This window comes from Arachnia propionica (genome assembly GCF_003932785.1).
GTDB lineage: Bacteria > Actinomycetota > Actinomycetes > Propionibacteriales > Propionibacteriaceae > Arachnia > Arachnia propionica_B.
Genome location: NZ_RQYT01000003.1, coordinates 1 through 18492, shown reverse-complemented (window position 1 = coordinate 18492; position 18492 = coordinate 1). Strand labels below are relative to the sequence as shown.

The following is an 18492-nucleotide window of genomic DNA, read 5'->3' as shown; positions in this document are numbered from 1 at the left end:
CCAACAACACCCGCAACAACCGCGACGAAAATCCAGACCAATCAGACATCACCACAGCCCTCCCAACTCCTTCTCAACCTCCGCATACGACGGACTGTACAGAATCCAATAAATCGCGCACCACACATTCGAGACCTGCAAAACCACACCATTCGGAAGCTCCCAGAACGCATCCTGATCCTTCTTGCTCCTCTTCATCCGCGGCTTACCCCAAACCTCCTTGATTGCGGCAACATACCCAACAAAAGCATCATTCATCGCAGCATCCCGTTCCGGCGACGCCTCCATGACAACATCAGTCAACCGGAAATTGATCGTGGTGACGCCATATTCTTCCCGCCCTTGCCCGATTCTGACAGCGGGCTGCGAGACATCGTAGGGCAGAATGAAACGCCCTTCCTCAGGCTCGCGCCACCCAAGAGAACGAGCAGCCTCATCGGCTTGCTGCGGGGCGATGGGCCACCCTTGGTCGACCCACAAACGCGTGATCGCCAAGAGGTCACCCACCGGCACAATCTCCACATTCCCCCCTGTCATCCACTGACCCAAATAGTCATTCCATCACCTTGAGCGTCACGGCAACTAACGACGCCCCCGTAAATAGCGCTCAACCTCAGCATACTCCGGACTGAATATCACGAAACTGACAACTCTCCAACGATTCGACAGGTAAACCTCACAGCCGTTCGACAAATGCCACTGAGCCTTGTACTCTTCCTTCGACTTCCTCATCTTTGGCTTCTGCCATTCTCGCTGAAGGCCCGCCACTGCTCCGACGAACACGTCATTCATGAAAGCATCCCGTTCCAAGGATTGCTCCAAAACCACATCCGTGACCCTGAAACTAATCACCGCGACAGATTCCTGCTTACCCATATCCGTGAGGGTGGCGGTCGCATTCGTCAAGGGGTAGGGCATGCGCAATAGCCCTTCTTCGATGCGCTCCCACCCCAACCCAAGAGCCATCTCCTCTGCCTTCTCCAGATCCAGGGGCCACGATTGACTCACCCAAAACACTACGATCTTGACGACATCTTCCCTAGGAATAGCCTTCACGATGAGCTCCTTTCTACGCTTCTAACAATCGTGAGGAATCTCCGGAAGCTTGGGCGCTGGGTCCATAACGAACCTCGACAACCCTATATCTCCATCGGGATGAGCCTGCACGAGATCATAGTTCAACCCAATCTTACCCTCTCTCAACGCCTGAGCCAGGCCTGCTGCCTCATCGCCCTTGCTCTCGATGAGGTCAGCAAGCGCTTGCACAAAGCGTGGATTCCGGGTCATCAGCTTCTCCAGGTAGGGGCCTGTCCCTTGTTGGTGCGGCACCCCATTCACCTGGGCGCTACCCAAGCGCCCCGAACCACCCTTCGCTTCATAGACTGTGATCGACGGCGGGTCAAGCGTCACACCAACCCTGTCGAGATGCCCCGCCCCTGGACGGGCTTCGTTGCCAAAGAGAGAGATTTCCCCACGGCCCCTCATGAGGACATCAGCAGCACGCTCCCCCAAGATCTCGGATGACCCTCGCAACGACTTGAGCAATTCTCGTTCCTGAATCAAGGCATCTTGAAGGGCCTGCGCCTGCACGGAAGTCAGTCGTCCTTCATCGACCCTATCCGCGAGGCTCTTCGACAATTCCTCCGATTTGACTTTCCTGAATTCATCAATCTTCACCCCGGCCTCCTCGGCGCCTCACCCGCACCACCAGAACCCCGACCCGGCCCCGACACCTTCGCCGAATCACCAAGATCACCCAGATCAGGAACATGACTCACCGGACCCCCGCACCACCCTGCGGAACCCTCGGCGTACCGGACCCCAACGACGGAACACCCCCCGTTCATCCAACCGCTGGTCAAGCCGGAGACAGCGCCGGCGGAGAACTCGCCTCAAACCCCCGCGAGACCCCAACCCAGCTCAAGTCCCGACACCGCGCATCAAAGGTCTCGACCAACGAAGAAGAGAAGCGCAAACGACGTCTTCATCTCCCACCACTTGACCTCGGCTACATCAATTCAAAAACTACCTCAACAACTCAATCCCAAGATCCAAAACCAACGGACTCTCCCCAGGATCCAGAGCCTCCAACTCCTCCGCCGAATACACACGCCCCTCCACCATCAACTCCCGCTCACGCCACGCGTCATACCCCAACTCCCCCGGAGACGACACCCCCTGCACATCACGCATCACCGTCACACAATCCTCAACCAACCCCGCATACACCGACGACGCCGCAGGCAACTCCACATCATGCTCCCAATAATCCCCCCCAGGCTCACCCGGCACCCACCCAGCACCACGCAACACCCCAACAACCCCAGGATCATCCAAATCCAACCCGGCAACCCGCGCCTGCACCACCAACACATCACCATCCACACACAACTGAACCCGGAAGAAACCATCCTCCCGACCCAGAATCACCACAAACGAACGATCCCCCAAACCCAACAACACCCGCAACAACCGCGACGAAAACCCAGACCAATCAGACATCAACCACGCACCCCCAGACGACGGATCACTTTAGCATAAGAAGGGCTATGCGTAACAAACAACACTCCCCGACGGTCATTCGAGATCTGAAGAATTCCCCCATTCGGCAGATCCCAGACCGCATCCTCTGCTTCCAGCTTACGCCTGAAACGCGGCTTCCCCCAATTCTTTTTGAAGGCCTCGACAGCATCAACAAAAACATCGTTCATGAAAGCATCCCGCTCAACCGACGGATCATGAACAACATCCGTTACTCGGAAATCTATGGTCCCCACAGACAAATCGCTCCCCGAAACTATTGAAACAGTCCGATCACTTAGCTCGTAGGGGAGGAGGAAAAAACCTTCCTCATCCTGCTCCCACCCCAAGACCCGACAGGCATTCTCAACTTCCGGTTCCGTCATAGGCCATTCTTGACCAACCCAGAAAGCAGCGATCTTACCGAGATCTTCCACTGGCACCGTTCGCACGACAACTCCCTTCTCATCAACCTTCACCAAGAAGGATTCTCCCTAAGTCTGGAGGCGACTTCATGTCAAACCTGGACAAGGCAATTGTACCACTCGGCCGGGCCCGGACGAGGTCGTAGTTCAAAATTACCTCCCCTCTTTTCAGAGCATCAATAAAAGCGACACCCTTACTTCCCTTGCTCTCAAGCAGTTCCATCAAGTCTTTACGGAAACGCCTGTCCTGAACCAAGAGTTTCTCCAAGTAGGCACCTGTCCCCTGTTGATGACGGATACCTTCAACCAGGGCGTCCCCCAATCCTGCTCTCCCCCCCTTGGCTTCATAGACCGTGATACTCGGAGGGTCGAGACTTACTCCCACTTTATCCAGATGGCCTGCACCAGGCCGAGAGTCATTTCCGAATAGAGAAATTTCCTCGCGAGCGGAGATCACGCCGTCCGCCGCCCTTTCACCCAAAAGTTCTGAGGCCTCTGACAATGCAGACAAAGATTTACGCTCGTCCATGATGGCGCGGCGAAGCTCTCTCGCCTCCCGACGAGTGCAAACTCCATCCTCCATCAAGCGCCTTACATTGCCGGCCACATCCCCGGACTTGATCTCAGCGAGCTGTTGTCTAGACAGCCCGATCTCATCAGCAATGTAGGCCACAGCCTCGATTTTTTCGCGATGCTCGTCTTGGAGCCCACTTCGATGCTCCACATCACCTTGATAGGTGCGGCCATTCTCATCCCAGGTTGTGCTATCCAGATGCTTTTCCATACCCCCAGGGAGGTCAATCTGGCTGTACTTGGCCTTGACAGTTTCACTCGGAACAGCCGGATTGGTGTCCTCGATCCATCGGTTTCCCCGACGCAAGTTGTGACCCGCATCCCTATGCGTGCCGCCCTCATCACCGTCAATGTGACGGCGCCCGTCCTCATCAAACCACACCGGTCTGCCATGCCTGTCCGTCTCAGGCGGTCGGGAAGGATCACCATGAATGCTCTCATCGAACACATCCCCCGCCTTGGCGGCATCATCAGCAACCCGAGGCACATCCGACACCCCATCACCAGCATCAACATCCGTCGCCCGGACATCAACATCCACACCAGCAGCATCAACATCCGCCGCCGATTCCTGCACCTCCGAGGTCTGCACCTCATCAGCAACCGTCACCTCAGGATCCGCAGCCCTCGCAGCGTCAGGCTCCGGCGTCCCAACACCATCGGCATCAGAACCACGACCTGCCGCCGGGGCCGCCTCCGGCTCCGGCACACGGCCAGCATCCACCTCAGGCACACGCTCGGCCTCCGGAGTCCTGGCACCACCGCCCTCAGGCCTCGCATCAACCGGCTGATCGGCAGCCTTCGAGCCCTCCACCTCAGGCACCCGCTCAGCCTCCGGAGTCCCGACACCATCGGCGTCAGAACCGCGACCTGCTGCCGGGGCCGCCTCCGGCTCAGGCACCTTCGCCGCCTCAACCTCCGGCGCCCTGACATCATCAACCCCGGCAGCCTTACCAGCACTCACCTCCGGAACAGCATCCGCTCCACCATGAGCACCCCGACCGCCAGCCGCCGACCCGCCAGCCGACTCCGCGGCCACCGACTCCGGCACCTCCACCCGATCCACCGGCCTCCTCGGCACCTCACCCGCAGCCACGGCATCCGCACCACCAGAACCCTGACCCGGCTTCGACACCTTCGCCGAATCACCAAGATCACCCAGATCAGGAACATGGTTGACCGGAACCCCCGCACCACCCTGCGAAACCCTCGGCGTACCGGACCCCAACGACGGAACATCCGCCGCAGCCAGGACCGACGGCTTGCCCCCGGCCAGATCCAACGCATTCGACACAGGAGTGTTCGCCACGATCCCAGCCGGATTCGGCACCGGCTTCAGCGGCACACCATCGGTCACCTTCACGACGTCGGAACCGATGTCGAAGACCTTCACCCCGGCCTTCACCGCCCAACCACCACCAGGAATCGCGAAATCAGCGACATTCATCCCCACTCGGGCAACCTTGGTGGTCACGTTCGCCAGCTTCGACCCCGTGACACCGACCTTCGCGGCGGCCCCCGCCTGACCGGCTGCCGGGATGAAACAGGTACCGATGTTGAGCACACTCTCCGTGAGGGCGGCGACGCCGTCCTCCTTCCACTTGTGCCACCCGTCCCCGCCCTGCTTCGCCGTCATGTAGTCATAACCGACGAACCCCGTCCACGCGGTCAGGGCAACATCGTGCCGCCGATCGACCCACGCATCGACCTCATCACCGCCGATCAACTTGATGCCTTCCCCCACCAGCGGGTTCGCCAGCAACACAGTCGACCCGACGAAATCGGCGACGCCGAGCCACGTCTTGCCGAGGTTCGACCAGCTCCAGCCGTCCTCCCCGAAGCCGACCAGGCCTTTCGCCCCATCCCACGTGGACTTCAGGAAATTGCCCGCCCCGTGCACGACGGACTCACCACAGTTCCGGTCCTTCTCCACCGGAGCACCCCACGGCATCATCTCGCCGCTGGCCATGATCGCCTCGGCGGAGAACGCCTCCACCTTCACCGGTGAGGACTGGGTGCACAGGCCGTTGATGGTGTTCGCGCAGGTCGATGAGGCTGTCGTCAACTCCTCGATGATCTGCGCGTACCGCCCCAACAGCTCAGCATTCCGGTCCACCGCGGGCTGGTGCTCCTTCCACGACTTGCCGTCATAACCCGCTCTCGCCTCCTGCTCGAAGGCCGTCGCCTCCCGCTCCAGATCGGAGAGCCTCGTCTTGATCGGACGCAACGTCTCCGCATAGGTCTCGATGGCCGTCGCGGCCTTGTCCAACACGTTCTTCAACGTCTCCGAGGACGTGGCGGCCGGAGCCATCAAACCGTAGGCCTGCTCCGCCCCGGGCCCGGCATACACCGCGGGCAGGCCATTCCAGTGACCGACGATGTTGTCCATGTGGGTGTCGACGGTCTTTCCCATCGCCCGCAGGTTCGCGCCACCACCGGCAACGGTCTCCACATTCATCTGGCCCGACTTCACCGGGAAGGCCGCCGGACACACCAACCCGTCTGAGGACTGCGGCTGCTCAGCCATGGCTCACTGCGCCCCTTCCTGCGTCATCTTCTCGAAGAACGTGAAATCCCCGGTCGTCGCGGAGTGCATCATCTCCGTCTGTACGGTGGCAGCCATCTCCTCGTTGCCCTGATTGCAGGCCCTCACCGCGAAGCCGACACCGTTGGCACCCGCCGCCACCCTGGAGGTGATCGAATCAAGATTCCGCTTCTGGTCCTCGAGGAGTCCATTCAGTGCGGTGGAGACATCACCTCGGAAGTCCCCCGCCGAGGCGAGTGCCGTGAAGATCGCCTGGAAATCCCCCTGCTCGAGGGCCCCGTTGAGGGATTCCTGCTCCGACTGCACACTGCGCAACAACGCCTCGACCCCGCTGGGATCAATGCTCCACGACGACATTCACTTCCTCTTCTCTATCCGACCGCCGACTTCCGCGGCGAGTGCCTCGGCCAGGGCGTACCCGTTCTCGGGCACCCCGAAGGGAACGGTCATCTCGGTCCACAACGCAAAACTGCGTGGCGGCGAGACAACCGCTGCAGCTGCCTCATCCGGCAGTTGGATCACCTTGGGGGCATGCACCGTCAACAGATGGCTCCCATCCGCCCCCACGAGGCTGGTGAACTCACCGCCCCTGAACTCGAGGATCCGTCCTCGCCCCTCGGCCCGCTGCAGTGCCCGGCGCTGGGCATCGACGGTGATGGGGACATCGCTCAACAACACCAGTTCCGTGGCCACTATCGCGTCACATCCCTTCCTGCCGTGAAGTACTCGTCGAACTCCACCGCGAGCAGAGCGGCCAGACGCTCCTGATCGAGGTCGTGCGCGAAGCTCCCGAACTGACGCCACAGCTCATCAGTGGAACTGAACCGCACCAGCACGCTCGGGGCGCGGCTGAGCCCCAGCGGCACGACGTCATGATGGGCTGACAGCTCGGCGACGTCGATCCCCAGGGTTCTGACGGCGACAGGACCGATCAGCACGGCCACGGGGGCATCGGCGTGACGCAGTTCGGCCAGCTGGCCGAGGGAACCCAACCTCTCGACGACCTGACAGTAGGAGATCATCGCGACGTTCACCCTGAAACGTTCAGCCAACCCGGTCAGGGTGCTCGTCAGTGCAGGGTGGCTACCGATCGGCGCCCTGGGTGGCATGCCGTGGGGCCGACCGTACGGCCCCACCGGCACCAGTCCTCTGGTGTGCTCCAACAGACCGTTGCGGGTTCGTGCCACCGTCACGCTCACCGGCACGTCGCGTTCGCTCCGGAGGAAATGCCGCTCCGACGCGGGCATCTGCGCCCGCATCCGTTCCGTGATGGCGGCACGGGACCACGGTTGGGCCAGCGGCTCTGCCGAGTCCCACCGCACCAGCGCGCCACCACCGAGTCCCGCCACCATGTGCTCAGCGACGGCCCCGACCCTCACCCGGTCAAGGGCAGGTTCCCGGGTGAACACATCGAAGAAGAAAGCCCCCGAACCCTCGGAAACCACCCTCTCGAAGGACGAGAGAACCGGTTCGCTCCTGGTTTCGGGAGCCCACAGCTCAGGAAAGGACCGGATCCGTCGCCCGGTCCTCCCGTCGAACACTCTGCCTTCCGCGTCCCGCACCGCCCAGTACCCACCGGACAGTCGAAGCTCATCCGCCACGAACCAGCCCAGATGGGCAGTGCTGCTCGTGAGCAGCACCGGCCGCAACTGGCTCTGGCGGGCCTCGATGAGGAACCCACGGATCGCCGCCGTGAGCGTCACCCGCTCACTTGAGCAGACGAACAACAGGTAGTCCTCGGCCCATTCGTCGGCCAAGGGATGCAGGACGTGCACGCTCAGCCCGGAATGGCGGCCGCCGCCTGGGCACCGGCCCGAACGGCGATGTCATCGTTCTGGCTGAGCGAGTTGCGCAGCAGGCTGATGATCTGGCGCACCTGGGCGCCCGCCTGGTTCCACTGCCTCTCCAGTTCCTGGTACTTCTCGGACACACCGTCGGCGTAGTACTGCGCCATGGCGTTCCTGACGTCCAGGTCGCGACGGTCGAGCGCTGCCTCCAGCTGCGCCGCGATGCTCTCGAAGTTCGCCTGGGCGGCCTGCGAGGCCGCCACGCTGTAGTCGTTACGGTCCATCTGGTTGCTCATGAATCGTCCTTCCAATCAATCGGATGTACGTACGGTCAGGCTCACGCGGGACCGATGCGCTGGAGGAAGCCCTGGGAGCTGAAGTCAGCGGAACCCTCCGCGGACTGGTGCGTCGCGGCACCCTCGTCTGCGGCGGTGACGAAAGCTCGGTTCTGGCCGGCGATCGACTGCACGATCCCCCCGAGCGCATTGCTGAGCGCCGCGGAGATGTCGTCCACACCGGCCTTGAACTTGTCCACCGCGGCCCGGGCCGGGCCATTCATCTGCCCCTCGAGCGGCTCCGCCGCCTCGAACAGGCGCCTGACCAAGGTGACCAGGTCATCGGATTCGGTCTGTGAACGCTGCCCCAGCTGGACCAGCGTTCCCTCTTCCATCGAGAATCTCATCTCCACCCCTTCTGGTTGACTACTCAACTTGATGGTTCCTGACCATGGGCCAGGCGTCTCCACACTAGGTGAGGGGTGGGTCATTGCCAGACCGTGTCTCTTACATGGACCCGGTGACGTGATTGACTGTCGGGGTCAGGAAGGAGGTGGGACATGGCCGCCCAGAAGGCCCTCGTGGACATCCCAGCGAGCCGCTGGACCACACTGTTCTCACTGCTGATCGACCTGTCCACCCTTGTCGGGGCCGGTTGTCTCATGAGATGGATCACCGCATCGAATCTCCCCGACACCCTGTCGATCACGCTCACGGCCCTCACCGTCGTCCTGATTCTCGCTTTCTGGACTTGGCTAAGAAGACGACACGGAACAAGTCTCGGACACGCCCTGCTCGGCCTCCGGGCGATCAGTTCCCGCACCCAACTGCCCGGACGCCTGCCCAGCTTCCAGGCCGTCAACACACGACGCGGCAGCGATCCGCTGCGCCCCCGACCCCGCGCGGTCGTCCTCGACTGGGACAGAGGGGAACGTCCCACCTCCAGCACCTCCCTCCCGCCGGTCCTCGTCGGCACCCTGGACGACGGCTCGACCTTCCAGATCCTGCCGCCCTGCGTCATCGGAAGGCTGCCCAAGGCACCCACCACGTACAACCGGGTCTCGGTCACGGACATCCAACGCACCATCTCGCGCACCCACGTCGCCCTGTGGTTCGACGGGAGATCGTTGGTCATCCAGGACCTCGGGAGCCATGGCGGCACCGCCCAGATCACCCCGACCGGGGAGATCGTCGTCCTCCCCCACGAACCCTTCAAGATTCCCCTGTCCATCGGCCCCGTCGCTCAGCTCCGGCTCGGATCCCGCGTACTGAGCATCGAGGCGATCCCCACCCACACGGGAGCATGATGAACGAGTACGACCGCACACTCATCGAGACGACCCGGTCGCACCGGGAACGGCTCACCTCGGCCTTCGTTCACGGCAGGCTGCGGGAACGGCACAAGGTCAACACCAACATCAATCGGCTACTCGGCTCCTTCATCCTCGCTGCAGTGATCGGCCTGGCCTGCCTCGGTACCGGATTCGTGCTCGGGTTGCTGGAGAACCAGAAGCACCAGAAGGCCATCGCCGCATACATGGCCGCGATGAACTCCAACCCGCTCAAACCCGGAGGGGGATGGGAGGAGGTCGAGGAGACGGTGCTCCTCCACAACCCCGAAACCGGCCAGTACATCGACTCGCGCACGGGATTCCCCGTCGACCCGGAGACCATGCTCGCCACGGATCCGCAGGGACGGCTCATCGACGTACGGCTCGGCTGGTTCTTCGACCCCGAGACCGGCTACTACACCGACCCCACCTCGGGGCTGACGATCGACCCGGTGACCCTGACCGTCGTTGAGGAGAACTGATGGGATACACACGAGTGACGGTGCTCGGCACCACCCACAAGGCCGACCTGGTCCTGCCCGACGACGAACCCGTCGGCTCCCTCGTCCCACAACTGCTCCAGCTGCTCGGCGAGAACATCCCCGGCGGTCAGGAACTGTCGCTGAGCACCCTGGAGGGGAACCGTCTCGACCTCGGGAGCCCACTGTCCGAGCAGGACGTCGCCCACGGCTCGATGCTGCGACTCACCACGATCGACGGCGCCCCCCATGCCCCCGAGGTCACCGACGTCACCGACGCGCTGGCCCTGACCCGCGATGACCTGCGGGACCGATGGACGCCCCGGGCCGCGGCGGCCGTCAGCGCTGTCATCGCCGGTGTCCTGTGCCTCATCGCATCGAACCTCACCATGCCGGACGGGATCATCAGCGACCCGCTCTCGGGCCGCTACCACATGGCCGTCGTGGCAGCCCTCCTGGTCGCGGCGGTGTGGCTGGCGTGGAAAGAGCGCATCCTCCCCGCTCAGGTGGTGGCGGGCGCGGCCCTCGGCGCGATGCTGCCACTGACCCGGATCGCATTCCACCATCACCTGCACGTGTTCATTCTCAGCGTGGCCGCGGCCGGCTGGTTGACCCTCGGCCTCGTGGTCGGGGTGGGACGTCGTCGTCGATCCGCTCTGGTGGCCGCTGCGTTGGGGATCCTGGCCTTGGTGGTCGCGGTCATCGCCCAACGCCTGGCCTGGGATCCGCACGTCGTGGCGGTCATCACGGTGGTCGTGGCGCTCGTCGTGCTGGGGCTGCTCCCCGGGATCGCTCTGTCCATCTCCGGGCTGACCCGCTACGACGACCAGTCCGTCCAGGGTGAGCGCCCCCCGCGCGGCGAGGTGCAACGCGCCATCCTGGAGGGCTTCTCCACCCTGACGTGGACCGTCATCGCCGTCACCCCGCCGACGTTGCTCGCCCTGCTCACTCTTGTCGACCAGCGGAGGCCTTGGGCGCTGTGGCTCACGACGGCGGTGGGGCTCGCGATCCTCCTCCGAGCACGCATCCTGCCACTCATCCCACAGAAGGTGGCGTTGTTCCTCGCCGGGGGCGGGGCCCTGCTCGCGGTCCTGATCCAGCACGACGCGCTCACCCCCACCCATCGAGCGGGAGTCCTCGCTGCTGTCGTCCTTCTGCTCATCGTCTTCACGTTCCACCGGCCGAGTGCCGTCGTGGCGGCAAAGTTCCGACGTGCCGCTGAGATCCTCGAGCTGCTGCTCCTCATCGCCGTCGTGCCGCTCACCCTGGCCACGCTGGGAATCTTCGCCGACCTGCTGGAGGTCTTCCGATGAGCCTTGCGTGGCTGCGGGCGACCCTCAGCCCACGGGCCCGGGAGCTGGAGAATCTCGCCGAGAGAATGAGCACCCCGCTGCCGGTGCGGCGACGGGTGGGACTGGTGGCCGTCACCGATGGCTGCGGGGCGACGACCGTCGCGACGGAGATGACGCGCATGCTGTCCCTTCACCGATCCGATCGGCTGTTGCTCGTCACCCGCACCGATCCGGACAGTCAGCGGTACCGCTGGACGGGCACCGTCAAACAGCTTCACGGCAACATCGCCCAGGACCCGATCGGCAGCTGGTCCGAGTCGACGGACGGCCACCAGCTCACCCACGACATCACGGTCACCGACTGGGGATCCGCCCCTCTGACCCAGATGCGCGCCATCGCGGCGCACAGCCACGCCCTGTGTCTCGTCACCCCGGCGATCCGCCACCTCATCCAGTCGACGCTGGATGTCGGGTGGGAGCTGGAGAAACAACATCCGGTGCGCATCGCCGTCGTCGACGTGCAGGGGGCTGTCGGGCCGAGCATCAGCACCCTGGTCCACCACCTTCCTCTTCCGGCGACGTTGCTGCGTCACAGCCCACGGCTCGCCCGACGAGGCGGGCCCGCCCGCCTCCGGGAGCCCGACGCACTCGAGCTGTACCGGCTGAGCGTCGGCGTCGTCCAGGATCTCAGGCACAGCTGCGAGGAGCGTCACGCATGACCGAGCACCCCGTTGTCGAGGCACCCGCGACTGCACCGTTGCGCCGTCTTCACCGCCCCACTCGCACCAGCACTCCCCTGGACACACCGTCACCCATCGAGGTGACGCCGCCACCGACGCTCTCATCCAACGTCGCGGCCACCCCGTTCCAGTTCCTGCTGCCCGTGGTCGGGGCCCTCACCTCCGTGGTGATGATGGTGGTGATGCGCAACGGACAACCCCTGTTCATGCTCGTCGCCGCGGTGATCTTCGTCGTGGCTCTCGTCAGTGGTGTCGGTTTCGCCATATCCAGTCAGGGCCGGGAGGCGAAGAAGCTGCGCATGCAGCGGGCCCGCTACCTCGACCACCTCGAGGAGCTCCGTCTCGACATGCTCGAGCGGGCCGAGGCCACTCGAGCGGCCGCCGAGGAACTGCACCCCACACCCGAGGGGCTGTTGAGCTTCATCCACGACCCGGAACGCTTGTGGGAACGACGTCGCACTGACAGCGATCATCTCCAGGCACGCATCGGTGTCGCAAGGACCCCGTGGTTCACCTTTCACCTGACGGACGCTGGCACCCCGGTGGAGCCGACGGACCCGATCCTGCTCCAGGAGGCGGAGCTGGTCACCGAGACCTACGAGTGCATCGACGGGATGCCCGCGGTGGCCGACCTCAAGGACGCCACCGTCGTCGCCGTCATCGGCCCCCGGGAGCGCACGGTCCCCCTCGCCCGGGGCATCGTCTCGCAGCTGGCCGCACACCAACTCCCCGAGGACCTCGACCTGGCGCTGGCCTTCCCCCGGGAACACGCCGAGGAGTGGCGAGGCTTCGACCTGCTTCCCCACGTCCACAACCCGGAGCTGTTCGACGGCCCGGTCCCGGCCCGTCGGGTCGCCCCCAGCCTCGCCGACCTCAGCGAGATCCTCGGCACCGAGATGGTGGAGCGCTCGACGAAGGCGACAGCCGCCCGTCGTCGGGGGGTCTCCGCGGATGAGCTGCCCCGCATGGTGGTCATCGCCGACGAGCACGGCCATCCGGCCAGCGTCCTCAGGCGCCCCGACCAGACCCTTCACACCCGGGACCTGGGGATCACGGTCATCCATCTCCTCGACGACCGTCTCGACGAGCCGGATGACGTCGACCTCAGGATCGACCTGGGGGGCGACGAGGCGACGATCACCACGGCGGCGCGGAGCACCAACCCCAGGACGACGACCTTCACTCCCGAGGACACCCCGGGGTGGCTGTTCGAGTCGATCGCCCGCTCCCTGGCCGCCCGTCGCACCTTCACCGCCCTCCATCAGGAGATCGTCGAGGGGCAGCAGGCGGACATCTCCGAGATGCTCGGCATCGACCTGAGCCGCCCGATCCGGCTGGAGGAACTGTGGCAACCCCGCACCCCCGCCGACTTCCTCAGGGTGGCGTTCGGCATCGACGACGCCGGACGTCTCATCCACCTGGATCTCAAGGAGAGCGCCCAGCAGGGCATGGGTCCGCACGGCATCTGCATCGGCGCCACTGGCTCCGGCAAGTCAGAGATGCTGCGCACCCTCATCCTGTCGCTGGCGGTGGCGCACTCCCCCGAGGACCTGTCGATGATCCTCATCGACTACAAGGGCGGCGCGGCCTTCGCCCCGTTCCAGCCGTTGCCGCACCTGGCCGGGCTCATCGACAACCTCGCCGACGATCCGCAGCTGACGGTGCGGGCCCGCGCCTCGCTCCAGGGGGAGGTTGTGCGGCGCCAGCAGCAGCTGAAGGATGCCGATTCCTCGCCGTCGATCACCCACTACCGGGAGCTGCGCCACAAGAACCCCGATCTGCCACCAATGCCGCACCTGTTCGTCGTCATCGACGAGTTCGGCGAGTTGCTCACGGCCGAGCCCGACTTCATCGACCTGTTCCTGCAGATCGGACGCATCGGCCGTTCGATCGGGGTGCACCTGCTGCTGTCCAGCCAACGGATCGAGGGTGGAAAGCTGCGCGGCCTGGACACCTATCTGTCGTACCGCCTGGGGCTTCGGACCTTCAGTGAGTCGGAGTCCCAGGTCGTGCTCGGTTCGGGCGATGCCTTCCATCTCCCACCCCAACCGGGATACGGCTATCTCAAGGTGGACACCTCGGTCTACCAGCGGTTCCGCGCCGGGTACGTATCGGGTCCCATGCCGACGGCGGCGCGCCGAGAGGTGGCCCAGATGGGTCCGTTGGCCTACCGTCTCCCCCTGTACAACGGCATCGACACCGACCAGCAGAACCCCGAGGTCCCGGTGCTGCACCGCCCGAACATCAGCCGCACCCTGGTCGACGAGGTGGTGTCCTCGCTGCGCTCGGACGACTCGGCCGTCACCCCTGTCTGGCTGCCACCGTTGTCGACCCGCCTCACCCTGGGGCAGGTGCTGGACGAGAGGAACACCAATCCGCTCCACGTCATCGTCGGGCTCGAGGATGACCCCGCCCATCAGCAGCAGAAACCGTGGGTGTTGGATCTCACCAGCAGCGGCGGCCACGTGGCCCTCATCGGCAGTCCCCAATCGGGGCGCACCACCCTGCTGCGCACCATCGCTGCCTCCATCGCGTTGACGACCACCCCGCAACAGGTCACGATCTACGGCCTCGATCTGGTGGGCGGGGGCTTGCGTCGCATCGAGGGGTTCCCCCACGTGGGTGGCGTGGCGACCCGTGGCGACTCGGACCGGATCCGTCGTCTCATCGAGGAACTCACGGCGATGCTGCGGACCCGCGAGCAGTTGTTCAAGGTCCACGGGATCGACTCGATGGGGCAGCTGCGCGCGATGCACGCCCGCGGTCAGCTCTCGCAGCTGCCGAGCGCGGACATCGTCCTCCTGGTCGATGGTTACGGCCTGCTCCGAAGCGACTTCGACAGCTTGGAGGAGCCGTTCACCTCACTGATGCTGCAGGCCTCCAGCTACGGTCTCCACCTCGTGATGTCGATGGGGCGCTGGGGTGAGATGCGCATGGCCCATCAGGCCCTCTTCGGCAATCGCATCGAGTTCCGGCTGAATGACCCCAGCGATTCCATCATCGACCGGAAGCTCGCGGAGACGATCCCGGCGGACTCGCCGGGCCGGGCGCTCACCGATGCGAAGACCTTGGCCCAGGTGGCACTTCCGTCGCTGGAGCTGGCCGAGGGAGCGGATCACGGCGAGGCACTGGACGAGTTGGTGCGCCAGGTGTCGACGTCCTGGTCCGGGCCGTCCGCGGCGCCGATCCGGCTGCTGCCGAGCCATGTCGATCCTGCGTCGCTGCCGGGTGCCGACGAGGAACCGTACGCGGTTCCGCTCGGGGTGCGGCAGGACACGATGGGTACCGCTGCGTGGGAGTTCCAGGACTCGGATCAGCACCTGTTGATCCTGGGCGATGCGAAGTGCGGGAAGTCGACGGCGTTGCGGACCCTCGCGACAGGGCTGGCGGCCCGCTTCACCCCGGAGCAGCTGGCGATCGCCGTCATCGATCCGCGAGGTCACGTGCCGGAGTGCATCCCCGAGGACTATCTGGCTGCCCACGCCACGTCGTTGCCGCAGGCAGCCGGGCTGGCGTCCTCGATCGCCAGTGAGTTGGAGCAACGGCCGGGCCGGAGCGCGGAGGAACGAGCCCGTTCACCCCGGGTCGTGCTGCTCATCGACGATCACGACATCATCTCCGCAGGCGGCTCTGAGCCTCTCGCCGCGTTGATGCCGCATCTTCCGGCTGCCCGGGACCTGGGGTTCCACATCGTGGTGACCCGTCCGGTGGCGGGTTCGACCCGGGCGCTGTACAGCCCGTTCCTGCAGGCTGTACGCGACACGGGCGGCGCGGTACTACTCATGTCCGGGGATCGCTCGGAGGGTCAGGTCCTGCCGCGGATCACCCCGGAACGGCTCCAGCCGGGCAGGGGTCGATACATCCGTCGTGGGGAATCACCCCACATCATCCAGGTGGCCGAGACGCCCCGGCACCGATGAGGCGAACCCCTCGGCCTGACCAACTGGCTGACAGCAGGTTCGCAATAGGTCGGTGAAAACCCTTCTCGCTCAGGATGAGGGCTGCTTGAATGGCAGACGGGTCCAGGGAGGGGGATACATGAAACTGACGGGTCCACCCTTGCGCTGCGAGGTGCCCGACGACTGGACCGACGCGAGGCAGCCCGGGTGTGTCATCGCCACGGATCCTCAGCCGGCGCTCGGTTTCGCACCGACGGACCCGCTGAAGGATCCGCGCGTGAATTTTGAACCGTCGGCTGCAACAGAATGAACCTCTTCCGGCCCGGCACACCGACCAGCAACACTGGACAGGAGACGAAGATGGCTGATTCACACAACGTGGACCCTGCAGCCTGTTACGGAATCATCTCTCACACGGAGGGGCAGGCAGAAGTCGCCAAACGGGATGGGACCACCGTCTCGAGCGACATCGATGCCCTCGCTTCAGCCTGCACGGGGAGGAGCAGCAGTATCAGTTCAGCCTTGTTGGCCGCCTACCACCGGGCTCTCGACCCTGCCCTCACGAAGGCGGTGACACAGGTCGACAACGCCATCGCAGGTGGACGTGGAGCCGTTCGCGCCATCCAAGACGGCCATGAGGAGATGGCAGCCAACAGCGCCTGGGATGCACGCGCCGTTGACACCGTAGAGATCCCCGACAGGAAGTGACCATGAAGATCGACACCAGCGGCCTGACGGATTGGCCCTCTCCCGGCACCATCAGTGACAACGCCCACGACCTCCAAAGACACAGCACAAAATTCTCCTCCAGCATCGATGAGGCGCACAGCACATGGCAGGGACTCACCTCCTGCTACAAGGCGCCATCGCATCAGGACCTGCTCTACGACGCCCTCAACCCGGCACAGACCTCCGCTGAGCTCGCCGCCGGGGTGGGCGAGATCATCGGAGACATCATGATCGGTTTCTCACAGGAGGTGACCCGCCTGCAGTGTGAGCGTGACTCCCTGCTGATCAAGGTTGCCTTATTCGAGGCCAAGCCGGTCCCTGAGGACCCCGAAGAGTTGAAACTCTACGAGGAGGAGGGAAGACAGCTCCAACAGGCCGTCAACGAACTCGTCCTCTGGTTTGACCAGACTGTTGATGTGTGCATCTCCGTTCTGAGTTCGATCAGTTCCAGCGGAACGACCGAGCGGTTCAGCAAGATGTGGCGGAACCTATTCCGGGACACGGGAATCAATCTTATGGGCGCTTGGTTGGAGAGCCACAAGTCAACGATGACGCTCACGATGAACCGCCACGTGTGGCAAATCTTCGGTTCGGACTTCCGCTTCCCACAGCTGAGGCACCCCCTCGCCGTATCGTTCTCACGAGGCTGGGACTTCAGTGCTTGGAAGGCCACCCCACAGGGCTACGGCAACGGTCAGGTGTTGACGCGGTTCGGCACCGGCCTCCACCAGGCATTCCTCGGCCCCACAGCTGGGAAGTTCAGCCCGGCCACCGTCACCCAGACCTCCGAGTTCACCAGCAGAATGTTCGGTGCGGTGAAGACCGCGACCGATGAGGTCCGCTGGGAAAGGACAGGTACCTCGACTTTCGGCAGGGTTGGCGGCCGTGCTCTTTGGGTTGCAGGCGCCGCATTCACCTACAAGTCCGAATACGCGAAGGCGGACGAACGCTTCAAGGACGAGAGACCCGAACTCACAGATGACGAGCGGAACGCCAAGGCCATCGAGACGGCCGTTGTCAGGACGGGATCTCAGGTAGCGGCCTCCGCAGCCGCAGGGGCCGCCATTGGTTCCGCCATCCCGGTCGGCGGCACCGTCGTGGGACTGGCCGTCGGGGCCGCCGTCGGCCTCGCCATGAGCTACGAGTGGGACAACGGCAAGAGTGCCGGAGAATATGTTGCCGACGGTGGCGAAGCCGTGTGGACATGGACCAAGTCCTTCTTCACCGAGGACACACCAGCTGGGTGAGTTCTCACCGGCCAATGGAATGAGCCCAGTGTCCTGCAGGACACTGGGCTCATTCAACCTCTCTGCTGCCCGGACCGGACACGGGGGGAAAGAAGTGGGCGACCCGTTCTCAAGGCGCTGTCCTCCCTCCGTAGGCGCTGTCCTCCCTCCGTTGGTCGAGCCGGGGCCGGAGCCTGCGGAGGCCTCGTGTCGAGACCCCGTGGGATTCCCGCTCGACTTGGGTCTCAGCACCGCGCGCTGGGGTCTCGACTCGGACGGCTCGCTGACGCTCGCGGTCCGGCTCGACCAGCGGGAGCGGCGGCGGGGTGAGCACCAACCGCCGGTTTGCTTCCGCGACACTGCGATGTCAACGCTGCCACCGAGGCGGGACGGCGATTCGTGACCGTGTTGGTTTCGCCTGTCCGCACACCCTCCAGGTCAGGGGCGGTGGTCGCCCCTCTCAAGGAGCTGATTCGCCTCCTCACGCAGCCTCACTCGGCCGTTGCCCCGCTGCCTGGTGGACAACCAAGAGGGTGCGCGGATAGGCGCATCTACTGCGGTCGCCCCGGTGACCCCCTGTCTGCGTTGTCCTCCTCGAACGCACGCTCCAGTGCGCTCTTCGTCGTCCGCCTTGCCAAGAGGCCACCGTGACGATCCTCGTCACGATCCCC

Annotated in this window: 18 protein-coding genes; 7 read left to right on the top strand and 11 right to left on the bottom strand. The window is 64.2% G+C overall.

Translation table 11 applies throughout. The features are described 5' to 3' along the window. Positions 1–48: 48 nt before the first annotated feature. The 11 genes from EII35_RS02270 to EII35_RS02220 form a co-directional block, all read right to left on the bottom strand. On the bottom strand, positions 49–522 hold the full coding sequence (locus EII35_RS02270) for a DUF6301 family protein (protein ID WP_125226844.1): 474 nt from the start codon (positions 520–522) through the stop codon (positions 49–51). 60 nt (positions 523–582) lie between these two features. Further along, entirely contained in the window at positions 583–1056 is a 474-nt protein-coding gene (locus EII35_RS02265; protein ID WP_125226843.1) for a DUF6301 family protein, read from the bottom strand. Between the two features lie 21 nt (positions 1057–1077). Continuing rightward, a complete protein-coding gene (locus EII35_RS02260) occupies positions 1078–1677 on the bottom strand; it encodes a hypothetical protein (RefSeq protein ID WP_125226842.1) in 600 nt (199 codons plus the stop codon). A gap of 348 nt (positions 1678–2025) precedes the next feature. Beyond that, a complete protein-coding gene (locus EII35_RS02255) occupies positions 2026–2502 on the bottom strand; it encodes a TY-Chap domain-containing protein (protein ID WP_125226841.1) in 477 nt (158 codons plus the stop codon). Continuing rightward, positions 2502–2999 (bottom strand): DUF6301 family protein, encoded by a 498-nt coding sequence (locus EII35_RS02250; RefSeq protein WP_125226840.1) that lies wholly within the window; start codon positions 2997–2999, stop codon positions 2502–2504. Before EII35_RS02250 ends, EII35_RS02255 begins: the two co-directional genes overlap by 1 nt. Beyond that, positions 2989–6045 carry a hypothetical protein gene (locus tag EII35_RS02245; RefSeq protein ID WP_125226839.1) on the bottom strand — a complete coding sequence of 1019 codons (3057 nt, stop codon included), beginning with the start codon at positions 6043–6045 and terminating at the stop codon, positions 2989–2991. Before EII35_RS02245 ends, EII35_RS02250 begins: the two co-directional genes overlap by 11 nt. A 3-nt stretch (positions 6046–6048) precedes the next feature. Further along, positions 6049–6420, bottom strand: a complete 372-nt coding sequence (locus EII35_RS02240) for a DUF6507 family protein (protein ID WP_125226838.1) — start codon at positions 6418–6420, stop codon at positions 6049–6051. After that, complete coding sequence (locus EII35_RS02235; protein WP_125226837.1) at positions 6421–6756, bottom strand: hypothetical protein; 336 nt, start codon at positions 6754–6756, stop codon at positions 6421–6423. Continuing rightward, positions 6756–7838, bottom strand: a complete 1083-nt coding sequence (locus EII35_RS02230) for a DUF6177 family protein (protein WP_125226836.1) — start codon at positions 7836–7838, stop codon at positions 6756–6758. Before EII35_RS02230 ends, EII35_RS02235 begins: the two co-directional genes overlap by 1 nt. Before the next feature lie 2 nt (positions 7839–7840). Continuing rightward, a complete protein-coding gene (locus EII35_RS02225; RefSeq protein ID WP_125226835.1) occupies positions 7841–8146 on the bottom strand; it encodes a hypothetical protein in 306 nt (101 codons plus the stop codon). Positions 8147–8187: 41 nt separating this feature from the next. Beyond that, positions 8188–8532 (bottom strand): hypothetical protein, encoded by a 345-nt coding sequence (locus tag EII35_RS02220; RefSeq protein WP_125226834.1) that lies wholly within the window; start codon positions 8530–8532, stop codon positions 8188–8190. Between the two features lie 153 nt (positions 8533–8685). Here EII35_RS02220 and EII35_RS02215 point away from each other — a divergent pair, with 153 nt between their 5' ends. The 7 genes from EII35_RS02215 to EII35_RS02185 all read left to right on the top strand — a co-directional run bounded on the left by EII35_RS02215 (position 8686) and on the right by EII35_RS02185 (position 17842). After that, entirely contained in the window at positions 8686–9432 is a 747-nt protein-coding gene (locus EII35_RS02215) for an FHA domain-containing protein (protein ID WP_125226833.1), read from the top strand. Next, the gene (locus EII35_RS02210; RefSeq protein ID WP_125226832.1) at positions 9429–9938 is read left to right on the top strand and encodes a hypothetical protein; all 510 of its coding nucleotides are present in this window, start codon (positions 9429–9431) and stop codon (positions 9936–9938) included. The genes EII35_RS02215 and EII35_RS02210 overlap by 4 nt, the downstream gene beginning before the upstream one ends. Then, a complete protein-coding gene (gene eccD, locus EII35_RS02205; protein WP_125226831.1) occupies positions 9938–11248 on the top strand; it encodes a type VII secretion integral membrane protein EccD in 1311 nt (436 codons plus the stop codon). The genes EII35_RS02210 and eccD overlap by 1 nt, the downstream gene beginning before the upstream one ends. Continuing rightward, positions 11245–11946 (top strand): hypothetical protein, encoded by a 702-nt coding sequence (locus EII35_RS02200; protein ID WP_125226830.1) that lies wholly within the window; start codon positions 11245–11247, stop codon positions 11944–11946. The genes eccD and EII35_RS02200 overlap by 4 nt, the downstream gene beginning before the upstream one ends. Further along, entirely contained in the window at positions 11943–15887 is a 3945-nt protein-coding gene (gene eccCa, locus EII35_RS02195; protein ID WP_125226829.1) for a type VII secretion protein EccCa, read from the top strand. Before EII35_RS02200 ends, eccCa begins: the two co-directional genes overlap by 4 nt. A gap of 339 nt (positions 15888–16226) precedes the next feature. Then, on the top strand, positions 16227–16574 hold the full coding sequence (locus EII35_RS02190) for a DUF6507 family protein (protein WP_221739654.1): 348 nt from the start codon (positions 16227–16229) through the stop codon (positions 16572–16574). A gap of 224 nt (positions 16575–16798) precedes the next feature. Beyond that, complete coding sequence (locus EII35_RS02185; RefSeq protein ID WP_125226828.1) at positions 16799–17842, top strand: hypothetical protein; 1044 nt, start codon at positions 16799–16801, stop codon at positions 17840–17842. Positions 17843–18492 lie beyond the last annotated feature (650 nt).

What these genes read in the sequence shown, in the direction of transcription:
- EII35_RS02255 (WP_125226841.1), bottom strand. Translation starts at nt 2,502, where the DNA reads ATGTCTGATTGGTCTGGGTTTTCGTCGCGGTTGTTGCGGGTGTTGTTG.
- EII35_RS02245 (WP_125226839.1), bottom strand. Translation starts at nt 6,045, where the DNA reads ATGGCTGAGCAGCCGCAGTCCTCAGACGGGTTGGTGTGTCCGGCGGCC.
- EII35_RS02240 (WP_125226838.1), bottom strand. Translation starts at nt 6,420, where the DNA reads ATGTCGTCGTGGAGCATTGATCCCAGCGGGGTCGAGGCGTTGTTGCGC.
- EII35_RS02225 (WP_125226835.1), bottom strand. Translation starts at nt 8,146, where the DNA reads ATGAGCAACCAGATGGACCGTAACGACTACAGCGTGGCGGCCTCGCAG.
- EII35_RS02220 (WP_125226834.1), bottom strand. Translation starts at nt 8,532, where the DNA reads ATGAGATTCTCGATGGAAGAGGGAACGCTGGTCCAGCTGGGGCAGCGT.
- EII35_RS02215 (WP_125226833.1), top strand. Translation starts at nt 8,686, where the DNA reads ATGGCCGCCCAGAAGGCCCTCGTGGACATCCCAGCGAGCCGCTGGACC.
- EII35_RS02210 (WP_125226832.1), top strand. Translation starts at nt 9,429, where the DNA reads ATGATGAACGAGTACGACCGCACACTCATCGAGACGACCCGGTCGCAC.
- eccD (WP_125226831.1), top strand. Translation starts at nt 9,938, where the DNA reads ATGGGATACACACGAGTGACGGTGCTCGGCACCACCCACAAGGCCGAC.
- EII35_RS02200 (WP_125226830.1), top strand. Translation starts at nt 11,245, where the DNA reads ATGAGCCTTGCGTGGCTGCGGGCGACCCTCAGCCCACGGGCCCGGGAG.
- eccCa (WP_125226829.1), top strand. Translation starts at nt 11,943, where the DNA reads ATGACCGAGCACCCCGTTGTCGAGGCACCCGCGACTGCACCGTTGCGC.
- EII35_RS02190 (WP_221739654.1), top strand. Translation starts at nt 16,227, where the DNA reads ATGGCTGATTCACACAACGTGGACCCTGCAGCCTGTTACGGAATCATC.